The 12,279-nt window shown below is 66.2% G+C and carries 9 protein-coding genes; all 9 read right to left on the bottom strand.

Translation table 11 applies throughout. The annotated features are described in order from the left end of the window. Positions 1-161: 161 nt before the first annotated feature. On the bottom strand, positions 162-1,949 hold the full coding sequence (gene ftsZ / locus BRAD3257_RS11840; RefSeq protein ID WP_122401977.1) for a cell division protein FtsZ: 1,788 nt from the start codon (positions 1,947-1,949) through the stop codon (positions 162-164). A gap of 87 nt (positions 1,950-2,036) precedes the next feature. Continuing rightward, positions 2,037-3,359: a cell division protein FtsA gene (ftsA, locus tag BRAD3257_RS11835; RefSeq protein ID WP_122401976.1), complete on the bottom strand. Its 1,323-nt coding sequence runs from the start codon at positions 3,357-3,359 to the stop codon at positions 2,037-2,039. Beyond that, entirely contained in the window at positions 3,356-4,378 is a 1,023-nt protein-coding gene (locus tag BRAD3257_RS11830) for a cell division protein FtsQ/DivIB (protein WP_122401975.1), read from the bottom strand. Before BRAD3257_RS11830 ends, ftsA begins: the two co-directional genes overlap by 4 nt. 346 nt (positions 4,379-4,724) lie before the next feature. Further along, positions 4,725-5,711 carry a D-alanine--D-alanine ligase family protein gene (locus tag BRAD3257_RS11825; RefSeq protein ID WP_122401974.1) on the bottom strand — a complete coding sequence of 329 codons (987 nt, stop codon included), beginning with the start codon at positions 5,709-5,711 and terminating at the stop codon, positions 4,725-4,727. 121 nt (positions 5,712-5,832) lie between these two features. Next, positions 5,833-6,750, bottom strand: a complete 918-nt coding sequence (gene murB, locus BRAD3257_RS11820; protein WP_122401973.1) for a UDP-N-acetylmuramate dehydrogenase — start codon at positions 6,748-6,750, stop codon at positions 5,833-5,835. A gap of 4 nt (positions 6,751-6,754) precedes the next feature. Then, the gene (gene murC / locus BRAD3257_RS11815) at positions 6,755-8,158 is read right to left on the bottom strand and encodes a UDP-N-acetylmuramate--L-alanine ligase (protein ID WP_122401972.1); all 1,404 of its coding nucleotides are present in this window, start codon (positions 8,156-8,158) and stop codon (positions 6,755-6,757) included. 121 nt (positions 8,159-8,279) lie between these two features. Next, positions 8,280-9,383, bottom strand: a complete 1,104-nt coding sequence (gene murG / locus BRAD3257_RS11810; protein WP_122401971.1) for an undecaprenyldiphospho-muramoylpentapeptide beta-N-acetylglucosaminyltransferase — start codon at positions 9,381-9,383, stop codon at positions 8,280-8,282. Between the two features lie 98 nt (positions 9,384-9,481). After that, a complete protein-coding gene (locus tag BRAD3257_RS11805; protein WP_122401970.1) occupies positions 9,482-10,633 on the bottom strand; it encodes an FtsW/RodA/SpoVE family cell cycle protein in 1,152 nt (383 codons plus the stop codon). Positions 10,634-10,872: 239 nt separating this feature from the next. Beyond that, entirely contained in the window at positions 10,873-12,270 is a 1,398-nt protein-coding gene (gene murD / locus BRAD3257_RS11800) for a UDP-N-acetylmuramoyl-L-alanine--D-glutamate ligase (RefSeq protein ID WP_122401969.1), read from the bottom strand. Positions 12,271-12,279 lie beyond the last annotated feature (9 nt).

The raw sequence follows: 12,279 nt of genomic DNA, 5'->3' as shown, positions 1-12,279 counted from the left end.
TTGAGGCCGCCGGCGGCGGGTTGACTGAACCACCAAATGCGTAATTAATCATTTAAAATCAGTCGCTTGGAAGCATCATCCGGGCATGTACGGGGCAAAAGGAAAGGTCCCGGCGAACCTCTCGCCGGGACCTCTTTTCGTCTGCCTTATTGTAACAATCCTCAGGTCGCCTGCCGGCGCAGGAAGGCCGGGATATCAAGATGGTCGTCACCCTGTGGCGCCGGCGCAACAGGCGCGGGGCGGCCATGCATGTCCAGACCCTGCGGCGCGGGACGGCGGGCGTACTCTGATACCGGCTCATTGGATGCGATTTGCTGCGCCACGGTCTTCTGCTGCCGGCGCTCGGGCAGTGGCGGCATAGCGGGACCGGCGGTGCGGGCCGCGACCGGCGGCTCACTTTCCTCGTCGCGACGGCCAAGCCCGACATTGGCGAGGCGCTGCAGCAGCGACAGGCGGGTCTTCTGCGGGGCCTCCTCTTCGACCTCGCCGCGGGCCTGACGAATCTCGGCCTGTGCCGGAATCGGCAGTTCCTCGATGCGCGGCATCCGCGGCGCGCGCACCGGACGCTCCGCCTGCGGCGGGATGAAGGTTTCGGGCGTCATCGGCTCCTGCATTGCGACCGGGGCCATGTCCGGCTCCGGGAACAGGGTCGGCTTCTGCGCGATCGGTCGCACCGTGACATCGCCATAGGTCTGCGGCGCGGGCGCCTGCGGGGCTTCAGCCACGGCAGCGGCGATGGCGGCGAGCGCAGCACGCTCGACGTTCGGACGGGGCGCGGCAGCAGCCGGAGCCGGCGCGCCGGCCGGGGTCTGGGCTTCCAGCTTCTGGGCGCGTTCGGCCAGACGCTGGTTATCGGCACGGAGCCGCGCGGTGAGGTCGGCGAGACGGCTCTCGGCAGCGGCGGCCGGCGCCGCGGCCTGCTGCACCTGCGGGGCCGGGTTTGCGACGGGAGCGGAGGTCGCCTGGCTGTTGCGGGCGATCGCGGCCTGCTCGATGCCGGTTGCGACCACCGAGACGCGGATCAGGCCGTCGAGCGCCTCGTCGAAGGTCGCGCCGACGATGATGTTGGCGTCCTGGTCGACTTCCTCGCGGATGCGGGTCGCGGCCTCGTCGACCTCGAACAGCGTGAGGTCCTTGCCGCCGGTGATGGAGATGAGGAGGCCCTTGGCGCCCTTCATCGAGCTGTCATCGATCAGCGGGTTGGCGATCGCGGCTTCAGCGGCGGTCAACGCACGCTTGTCGCCGGAGGCTTCGCCGGTGCCCATCATCGCCTTGCCCATCTCGCGCATGACGGCGCGGACATCGGCGAAGTCGAGGTTGATGAGGCCTTCCTTGACCATGAGGTCGGTGATGCAGGCGACGCCCGAGTAGAGCACCTGGTCGGCCATCGCGAAGGCGTCGGCGAAGGTGGTCTTCTCGTTGGCGACCCGGAACAGGTTCTGGTTCGGGATGATCAGGAGCGTGTCCACGACCTTGTGCAGCTCGGCGATGCCGGCTTCGGCCGTGCGCATGCGGCGACCGCCCTCGAAGTGGAACGGCTTGGTCACGACACCGACGGTGAGGATGCCCATGTCGCGCGCGGTCTTGGCGATGACGGGTGCAGCGCCGGTGCCGGTGCCGCCGCCCATGCCGGCGGTGACGAACACCATGTTGGCGCCGGAGAGATGGTCGCGCAGCTCGTCGATCACCTCTTCCGCCGCCGCGGCGCCGACGTTCGGCTGCGAACCGGCGCCGAGGCCTTGCGTGACCGCCGTGCCCATCTGCACGATGCGCTGCGCCTTCGACATCGTCAGCGCCTGCGCGTCGGTATTGGCGACCACGAAGTCGACACCCTGCAGCCCCGCCGTGATCATGTTGTTGACGGCGTTGCCACCGGCACCGCCGACGCCGAACACGGTGATCCGGGGCTTCAGTTCGTGAATATCAGGAACATTGATGCTGATGGTCATGGTTGCCTCTCGATCACGCGCGCGTGGGTTCGCCCCGGCCGGCGGCCGCGGGAGTTGGTGAAAATCGAAGATTGCGGAAAGCAGTCATCAGAAGCCCTCGCGTAGCCATCGTCCGACCTTTCCGAGATATCCGCCGGTCCCTGTCTTGACCTGCTGCCGCGTATGCCGCGGTTCGACATGTTCGAGGTGAACATATTGCGGGTAGACGAGAAGTCCGGTCGGCACCGCGAACGCGGCGTTCTTCGCCTCAACGGGCAGCCGGCCGAAACCAAGCGGACGGCCGACCCGCACGGGCCGGCCGAGAATCCGGGTGCCGAGCTCGACGAGACCGGTCAGCTGCGAGGCACCGCCCGAGAGCACGACGCGGCCGTTTGGCTCTGAGGCGAAGGGCGAATCCTTCAGCTTGTCCCGAACCATTTCGAAGACTTCCTCGGCACGGTGCTTGACGATATTCGCGATGGTGGCGCGAGAAACGATCTGCGGCAGATCCTGCTCGTCACCGGCTGTCGGCACAGACATCAGCTCACGCGAGTCCGATCCGCCGGTGATGACGGTCCCGTATAAGGTCTTGATTCGCTCGGCATCGGCAATGGTGGCCGAGAGTCCGCGCGCAAGATCCATCGTGATGTGTTGCCCGCCAACCGCAAAACCCGCCGCATGCACGAAGCGGCCGCCTGAATAAACGGCAATCGTGGTGGTGCCCGCGCCCATCTCGACGACGGCGGCGCCGAGATCGGCCTCGTCGTCGGTCAGCACCGACAGACCGGCGACATAGGGGCTCGCCGCCATGGCTTCGACATTGATGTGGCAGCGTTCCACCGCCAGCATCAGGTTCCGCGCCACGGTGGCGTCGCAGGTGACGACGTTCATGTCGACGCCGAACTGGTGCGCGACCATGCCGCGGGGATCGCGGATGCCCTTGACGCCGTCGAGCGTGTAGCCCACCGGCAGCGCGTGCAGCACGGTGCGACCTTCGCCGGTGGCATGGCGCATGCCGGTGGAGGTGACGCGGCTGACATCGGCCGGCGTCACGGCGCCGCCACGGATGTCGGCGGCGGCTTCGACCAGCTGGCCGGCGGGCCGGCCGCCGGAGACCGACAGCAGCACCGACTCGACCCGTACCTTGGCCATCTTCTCGGCAAGCCCGACGGCGTGACGCACCGCCTGCTCGCATTCGCCGAGATCGATCACCGCGCCGGCCTTCATGCCGCGCGCCTGGATCTGGCTGTATCCGATCAATTCCACCGCATGGGTGCGGCCGCGCAACGCATCGCTCGGCGGCGACGGCTTCAGCCGTGCGATCATGCAGGCGATCTTGCTGGTGCCGATGTCGAGGCAGGCGACGAGGCCGCCGCGCTTGTGCGGCATCGGGCGCGTCTTCGGCGTCTGGGTGCGATCGAGACCGGTCATGCGGAATCCCCGGCCTTCTTTTTCTTCTTGTCCTTGAACTGCTCCTCGCGCGCCTTGGCGGCGTCCTCGGACAGCTGCACCACCAGCCGATCGGGCAGGCGCATGTCGACGGCGACGATATCGCGGGAGAACAGCCTGTCTTCCTTGTCGAGCTTCGAAAGCATCGCAAGCGCATTGCCGACGTCCTGCTCGGGCAGGCGGATGTCGAGGCCGTCCTTGAGCCTCAGGTTCCAGCGTCGCTCGCCGACGAAGATCGCGGCTTTGGTGATCGATTTGACCTGCGGATAGCGCGCCAGGAGCGCCAGGAAATCGCGGGCCTGCGTCTCGGCGCCCTTGCCGACCACGAGCGGCAGCGTCAGGAAGCGCCGCGAGACGTAGGGTTCGAGCACGGCGCCGTCGTCGGCGATGACCGAGAGGCGGCCGGCCTCCTGCCACAGCGCGAACGCCTTGCGCTCGGTGAGCTCGATCATGAGCTGGCCCGGATAGAGCTTCAGCACGGTCGCATCCGCGATCCAGGGATTGGCCTTCAGCTTGTCGCGTACCGCATCGGCATCGAGGAACAGCAGCGAGGAGCGGCCGCTGACGCCGCCGATCGCGAGAATCTCGTCCTGGGTCAGCTGCTTGCGGCCGTTGATCACGACGGAGGTGATGCGGAAGCCGGCGGAATTGGCCAGCGCGTTGCGGGCATCGCTGACCGCAGTGATGAAATCCTGGAGATGGCCGCCCTTGACGATGCCAAAGCCGCAGCTTCCGATCAGGAGCAGCACGGTCATGGTGAGGCCGACCCGGCGCGGCAGATAGCGCTCGACCAGTGCAACCACGCGCGGCGGCGGCTCACGCTCGACGGCGGCCTTGGCTCTGGTTTTGGCCTTGTCCTTGGCGGCAGCGCGCGCCTCTGCGTGCTTGTCCTGCACCCACTCGCGCAAAAGCACGACCGCTCCGATAGCGGCCGCCTTCAGGTCAGCTTGGGGCCTCAGCGATCTGAAAACCGATCGGGAGAGGCTTCCTGCTCCATCCATTGCACGAGCTCGTCAACAGTTTGCCCGCGACATCGCGCGGATCCTGGCGAACATGACGTCTCGGTGCCGGGCCGGGTGCTGGTCTTCAGCAGAAGAAGCCTCTCCCCTTCAATGCGTTCGCTGGAGGTGACATCACCCGCGACAGCTCACGCGCCGGCAGCCAAAGCGCCATATGCGCCGCCAGCGTTAACCTTCGGACGTCCTGGTAAACAAAAGGTAAAATTCGTTAACGATTTGCGCATTTTGCCCCGCGATATCCGGCCTTTGTGCCGCGATATCCGGCATTTTACCGGTTTTGGCCGCTAAACCCGGCCGTTTCGCCAATCCGGCCGTTAACCAGTCCTAATTATTTCCGTACGCCGCGCCCGGCGAGCTCGACCAGCCCGTGCAGGAAATCGACGAACGCGATACCTTCCGCCTTCAGCGCCTTGGGATAGAGCGAGGACTTTGTCAGCCCGGGGAGCGTGTTGGTCTCGAGATAGACGAGGCCCTTGTCCGAGACGATGAAGTCCGAGCGCGAGTAGCCGGTGCAGGACATCGCGCGATGGGCCAGCATCGCCTGCTCCTTGAGCGCGGCGGTGATCTCCGGTGCGAAGCGGCCGGGGCATATCTCCTGGGTCGACTTCAGCAGATATTTCGCCGCGTAGTCGAAATTGCCCTCGCCCGGAATGATCTCGATCGGCGGCAGCGAGATGATCGAGCCGTCGGTGCGCTCCAGCACACCGCAGGTCGCTTCCACGCCGGCGATATAGGGCTCGATCACGTATTCCTCGTGCTTTGCCGCGTTACGGACGGCGACGAGATCCTGCTTGGCGTTGACGAAGATCAGGCCATAGCTCGACCCATCCCGGGCCGGCTTTGCGATCAACCGGCCGTATTCGGCAAAGGCCTCCTCGATGTCATCAAGCGCAACGTTCGCAGGCGGCGTCACGCCGCCGAGCGCGGCGAAGCGCTTAGCGGCGATCTTGTCGAAGGCAAGATGCGACGACGCCGAGCCCGAGCCGGTGAAGGGCACGCCGCGCGCCTCGCACATCACCTGCAATTCGCCGTTCTCGGCACGCCCGCCATGCAGGCCAAGCACCAGCACGCGGCCTTCGGCCTTGGCCTGGTCGAGCGCCCGGTCCAGCGGAATGCCTGATGTGCCCGGCTTGAACTCGTCCTCGAACGGACGGGCGTGTTCGAGCAGTTGCTTCGACTGCACCACATGCACCTTGTCCTCGACGTCCCACCACCACAGGTCGGCCTCCGGCAATGCCTGATGCAGCGCCTGGGCCGAGGCGACCGAGACAAGACGCTCGCGGTTGGAGCCGCCGAAGAGGATGGTGATGCGCATTCGTGTCCTCATATTGGTCATTCCGGGGCGCGCGAGGCGCGAACTGTGGTGCGCAATTGCCCACCTGAGAAGCTCGAGATTCCGGGTTCGATGCCAACGCATCGCCCCGGAATGACGGAAATCATGAAACCCCGATCCGCTTGATTTCCCAGTGTAGCTCAATTCCGGAATTCGCCTTCACGCGCTCGCGCACGGTCTCGCCGAGTGTCTCGATATCGCGCGCGGTGGCATCGCCCGTGTTGATCAGGAAGTTGCAGTGCATCTCCGAGACCTGCGCGCCGCCGACACGCAAGCCGCGGCAGCCGGCGGCATCCACCAGCTTCCAGGCGGAGTGGCCCGGCGGGTTCTTGAAGGTCGAGCCGCCGGTCTTCTCGCGAATCGGCTGCGCGGTCTCGCGATGGCTCTGCACCTCGGCCATGCGCGCGCGGATTGCCTCCGCAGCCCTGATCTCACCGCGAAACCGGGCGGAGGTGAAGATGATGGAAGGATCGACGCCGCTGTTGCGGTAGACGAACTTCATGTCGGCGTTGGAGAAGACATGCTTCGTGCCGTCGCGCGCGACACCCCTCGCCTCGATCAGCACATCCTTGGTCTCGCCGCCATTGGCGCCGGCATTCATGCGCAGCGCGCCTCCGATGGTCCCGGGAATGCCGAAAAAGAATTCGAGTCCGCCGATATTGGCGGAAGCCGCCACTTCCGCCACGCGCTTGTCGAGCGCAGCCGTGCCTGCGGTGACGATGTCGCCACTCGCGGTCGCCTCGCCGAAGGCGCGCGGCGCGAGACGGATCACCACGCCGGCAATGCCGCCGTCGCGCACGATCAGGTTGGAGCCGACGCCGATGACATAGACGGGAATGTCGGAGGCAAGATGCGCGAGGAAATAAGCGAGATCGTCCTCATCCGCCGGCGTGAACAGCACCTGCGCCGGACCGCCGACGCGAAACCAGGTGAGTTCGGCCAGCGACTGGTTCGCCAGCAGCCGGCCGCGCAGCTCCGGCATTGCGGCTTTGAGCGAGGGTGTGATGTCGGGGAAGCTCACCGCCCTACCCCAATGCCTTCAATTCGCCGGGCAACGCATACGCCCATTGCGTGATGTTGCCGGCCCCAAGGCAGACGACGAGATCGCCGGACTTCGCCAATCCCCTGATGATGCCGGCGAGCTCCGTTGCTGCCGGCAGCGGGATCACCTCGCGATGGCCGTGCGCGCGCAGGCCAACGACGAAATGGTCACGGTCGATGCCGTTGATCGGCGCCTCGCCGGCGGCATAGACGTCGGCGACGACAACGGCATCGGCATCGTTGAAGCAGGTGCAGAATTCCTCGAACAGCGATTGCAGGCGGGTGTAGCGATGCGGCTGCACCACGGCGATGATCTTGCCGTTGGTGGATTCGCGCGCAGCTTTCAGCACGGCAGCGATCTCGACGGGGTGGTGGCCATAGTCGTCGATCACGGTGACGCCGTTCCACTCTCCGGTCCTGGTGAAGCGGCGCTTGACGCCGCCGAAGCCGGCGATCGCCTTGCGGATCGCCTCGTCGGAGACGCCGAGCTCGCGCGCGACCGCGATCGCGGCCGTCGCATTGGAGGCGTTGTGACGGCCCGGCATCGGCAGCATGAGATCGGCGATCTCGTGCACGCTGCCCGTCTTGCGATCGCGGAACGCGACCTTGAATTTCGATCCGCCGCCCATCGGCGTCAGGTCGACCAGCCGCGCATCGGCCTGCGGATTCTCGCCATAAGTGATGATGCGGCGATCCTCGATCTTGCCGACGAGGCTCTGCACCACGGGATGATCGATGCACATCACGGCAAAGCCGTAGAATGGCAGGTTCTCGACGAAATGACGGAAGGCGTCCTGCACGGCCTCGAAGGTCTTGAAGTGGTCGAGATGCTCAGGGTCGACATTGGTGACGATCGCGACATCGGTCGGCAGCTTCAGGAAGGTGCCGTCGCTCTCATCGGCCTCCACCACCATCCAATCGCCGGCCCCCAGCCGCGCGTTGGAGCCGTAGGCGTTGATGATGCCGCCATTGATCACGGTGGGATCGAGCCCGCCGGCATCGAGCAGTGTTGCGACCATCGTCGTCGTCGTGGTCTTGCCGTGCGTGCCGGCGATGGCGACGCAACTCTTCAGGCGCATCAGCTCGGCCAGCATTTCGGCGCGGCGCACCACGGGAATGCGTTTCTCGCGCGCCGCCATCAGTTCCGGATTGTCGCGCTTGATCGCGGAGGACACGACCACGACCTCGGCACCGTCGATATTCTCGGCCTTATGACCGACCGAGACTTTCGCACCCTTCTTGCGCAGACGGTCGAGATTGTAATTGTCGGCGGCGTCGGAGCCCTGCACGGCATAGCCGAGATTGACCAGCACCTCGGCGATGCCGCTCATCCCGATCCCGCCGATCCCGACGAAGTGGATGGGTCCGATCTCGCGCGGCAGTCTCATGCTCAGTTCCCTGACCTTGCCGCCGGAACGGCGGCATCTGCGGAGGTCACGGCCAAATCAGCCGCGCGCCCTTCCCACTGGATGCCCCGCTTTGGAACGCGAAGACAAGGGCTTTTTCGCGTCAGATTCCCGCGACCTTGACCACCAGATCGGCCAGCCGCTCGGCGGCATCGAGCCGCCCTGCCCCCTTCGCGGCGGCGGCCATGGCGGCAAGGCGCGCGGGTTCGGCAGCGAAGGCGGAGATCTCGGCGGCGAGACGATCCGAGGTGAACTCGGTCTGCGGGATCCGGACGGCACCGTCGACCTTGGCCAGCACGCCGGCATTGGCGAACTGATCCTGGTCGATCGAGCCGGGCAGCGGCACCAGGATCGACGGCCGGCCGATCGCCGCGAGCTCGGCGACGGTGCCCGCGCCGGAGCGCGACACGACCAGATGATTGGAGGCGAGTCGCGCCGGCAAATCGGTGAAGAACGGCGCGAGCTCCACCTTGATCCTGAGCTTGTCATAGACCGCGCGCACGCGGGCCATATCCTCTTCGCGCACCTGCTGGGTGAGGGCGAGGCGGCTCCATAGCGCAGGCTCGAGCCGCTCGATCGCGCCCGGCACGATATCGGCCATGATGCGGGCACCCTGGCTGCCGCCGACGACGAGCACGCGCAGCGGCCCGTTCACCTCGGGCGCGGCATATTTCACCGCAGCCGCCGCGAGGATCGCCGGGCGCATCGGCGTGCCGACGGTCGTGGTCTTGCCTGCCAGCGCCGGATCGCGATCGAGCACGCCGGGCAAGGACGTCGCGATCGCGCGCACGCGGCTCGACAGGAACCGGTTGGCGCGGCCGAGTACCGCGTTGGCATCATGGATGATGCTGGGAACGCCGGCGAATTTCGCCGCGACCAGCGGCGGCAGCGTCGGATAGCCGCCAAAGCCGACGACGGCAGCCGGCTTCAATCGCTTGATCAGGCCAAAGGCGGAGAGCGTGCCGACGGCGAGCGTGAGGCCGGCATAGGCGAGCTGGAATGGATTGCGGCCGCGCGCAGTCTCGCTTCTGACGACGTCGATCATGTCCTTGCTGAACAGCCCGCTATAGCGCAGCGCGCGCTCGTCGGTGACGAGGCGAACGCGAAAGCCGCGCCGGATCAGCTCGACGCCAAGCGCCTCGGCCGGGAACAGATGGCCGCCAGTGCCGCCCGCGGCGAGGAGAATCAAGGGGGAAGATGTGTCCATAAGCGCCCTTTTACAGGGTCCCTCACGTCATTGCGAGCGAAGCGAAGCAATCCAGACTACCTCCGTTGCTTCGTCGCTTCGCTCCTCGCAATGACGGCTTACGCGTAACTGCGCATCGCTTCGGCGTGGCCGCTCGCCTCGACTTCGGTGCGCGGGCGCAGCCGCGTCAGCGCCAGCATCATGCCGACGCCATAGGCGAGCGAGACGATCGAGGAGCCGCCATAGGAGATGAACGGCAGCGTCATGCCCTTGGCGGGGACGAGCTGCAGGTTCACCGACATGTTGATCGCCGCCTGCACGCCGAACAGGATCGCCAGCCCAGAGGCCGCGAAGCGCGAGAACATGTCCTCATTGGCGTAGGCGCGCGACAGCGTGCGGATGACGACGAAGGCGAACAGCGCCAGCATCGCAAGGCACAGGATGATGCCGAACTCTTCGGCGGCGACCGCGAACACGAAGTCGGTATGGCTGTCCGGCAGGCTGCGTTTTGCAATTCCCTCGCCTGGTCCGAGGCCGAACCAGCCGCCGTTGTAGAAAGCCTCCATGGCGGTATCGACCTGGAAGGTGTCGCCCGACGCCGGGTTCATGAAGCGCTTGATACGGCCGGCGACATGCGGGACGAACAGATAGGCGCTGAACAGGCCCGCGGCGGCGGCGCCGGCAAGACCGAACACCCAGATCATGCGCATGCCCGCGATGAAGAACAGCGAGCCCCACACCATCAGGATCAGCATGGTCTGGCCGAAATCCGGCTCCATCACCAGCAGCGACACCAGCATCAAGAGCAGAACCAGCGCCATCGACGTCGCCGGCATCTCCGGCCGCCTGGTCGATTCCGCAAACAGCCATGCCGCGATGACGACGAACGATGGTTTTGCGATTTCCGAGGCCTGGATGTTGACGCCGAGCAGTGTGATCCAGCGCCGCGAGCCTTTCACTTCGGGACCGATGGCGAGCGTCACCGCGATCAGGACGATGCTCATCGCAAAGATGATCAGCGCGCTGCGCCGGATCGATCGCGGCGACAGGAAGGACACGCCGAGCAGCACCAGGCAGGACGGCAGGAGGAACAGCACGTGCCGGCTGAAAAAATGGAAGGGATCAAGCCCGATGCGGGTCGCCACTGGCGGACTCGCCGCCAGCGACAGGATGACGCCGGTCAGCATCAGCACCAGAATCGCCCCGAGCAGCGGCTTGTCGACGGTCCACCACCACTCGGAAAAGGGGGTGCGTTCTTCACGGGAGAGCATGGGCGGCCGCTTTCAGACAGAGGTCCGTCCATTGGTCGCCGAGGTTGGTTACCGCAGGGTTAAGGAAATCCGGATGTGTGGAGATGATCTCCGCCGCCGCCACACAACTAACTGTCATGCCCCGGCTCGACCGGGGCATCCAGTACGCCGCGGCCTCTCGGCTCAAGCGCCGCCTCTGGGATACTGGGTCGCCCGGTCACGCCGGGCGACGACAACGGAGATTGTGGAGAGGGGATGCCTCAGACCACCGGCTTCACACCCGGCAGCGCCTGCACCAGTTCGCGGAACTTGGTGCCGCGGATCTCGAAATTGCGGTACTGGTCGAAGGATGCGCAGGCTGGCGAGAGCAGCACGACTGCGTCGGTGAGGCCCGACGCTTCCGCGTCGCGCGCGGCGTGCTCGACCGCGACATCGAGGGTTTGGCTGATCTCGTGCGGCACTTGTCCCAGCGTGCCCGAAAACTCCTGCGCGGCCTCGCCGATCAGATAGGCTTTTCGGATGCGCGGGAAGAAGCCGGTCAGGCTGGTGATGCCGCCGGCCTTCGGCTTGCCGCCGGCGATCCAGAAGATGTCGGCGAAGGACGACAGCGCATGCGCGGTGGCATCCGCGTTGGTGCCCTTGGAATCGTTGACGAACAGAACATTGCCGCGTCGGCCGACCTGCTCCATGCGGTGCGCAAGGCCCGGAAAGCTGCGCAGGCCATTCTGCAGCACGTCCAGGCTGATGCCCATCGCGAGCGCGGCCGCCGCCGCGCAGGCCGCATTCTGTGCGTTGTGCAGGCCGCGCAGCGAGCCGATACCGCCGAGCGCGGCGACTTCGCTGCGGGCGCCGCCCGACGCGCGCACGATGTTGCCGTGCTCGACGTAAAGGCCTGACGCGAGCGGATTCTTGACCGAGATCCGCACCACGTTCTTGCCGGCGCGATCGAGCCGGTCGGCGACATCGCGGCAATAGCCGTCGTCGACACCGACGATCGCGGTGCCGCCTTCTTGCACGGCCGCGACGAGGCGCTCCTTCACCGCGGCGTAGTGCGCGAGCGTGCCGTGACGGTCGATATGGTCCTCGCTGACGTTGAGCAAAATGCCGACGGAGGGATCGAGCGAGGGCGTGAGGTCGATCTGATAGGACGACATCTCGATGACGTGGACGCGGCCCATGCGTGGCGGCTCCAGCGACAGGATCGCGGTGCCGATATTGCCGCCCATCTGGGTATCGTATCCCGCGACCTTGGTCAGATGCGCGATCAACGCCGTCGTGGTCGATTTGCCGTTGGTGCCGGTGATGGCAACGAACGGCGCGTTCGGCGCATGCCGGCGCCGTTCGCGGCAGAACAGTTCGATATCGCCGATCACCTCGACGCCGGCTTCGCGCGCCTTCAGCACGCTCCAGTGCGGCACCGGATGGGTCAGCGGCACGCCGGGCGCGAGCACGAGCGCTGCAAACTTCGCCCAGGAGACGTTGCGCAGGTCCGCAGTGATGAAGCCGGCCTGCGCGGCCTTGGCGACATTCTCGGCATTATCGTCGGCGGCGACCACCTCGGCGCCGCCGGCCTTCAGCGCGTGGCACGAGGCGAGCCCCGAGCCGCCGAGGCCGAACACCGCGATCGTCTTGCCGGCGAAGGATGTGACCGGGATCATCGCGGGGGA

Origin of the sequence: Bradyrhizobium vignae, assembly GCF_900324035.1 — a bacterium.
GTDB lineage: Bacteria > Pseudomonadota > Alphaproteobacteria > Rhizobiales > Xanthobacteraceae > Bradyrhizobium > Bradyrhizobium vignae.
The sequence above is the reverse complement of the archived record's forward strand: the minus strand, read 5'-3'. Positions and strand labels throughout refer to the sequence as shown.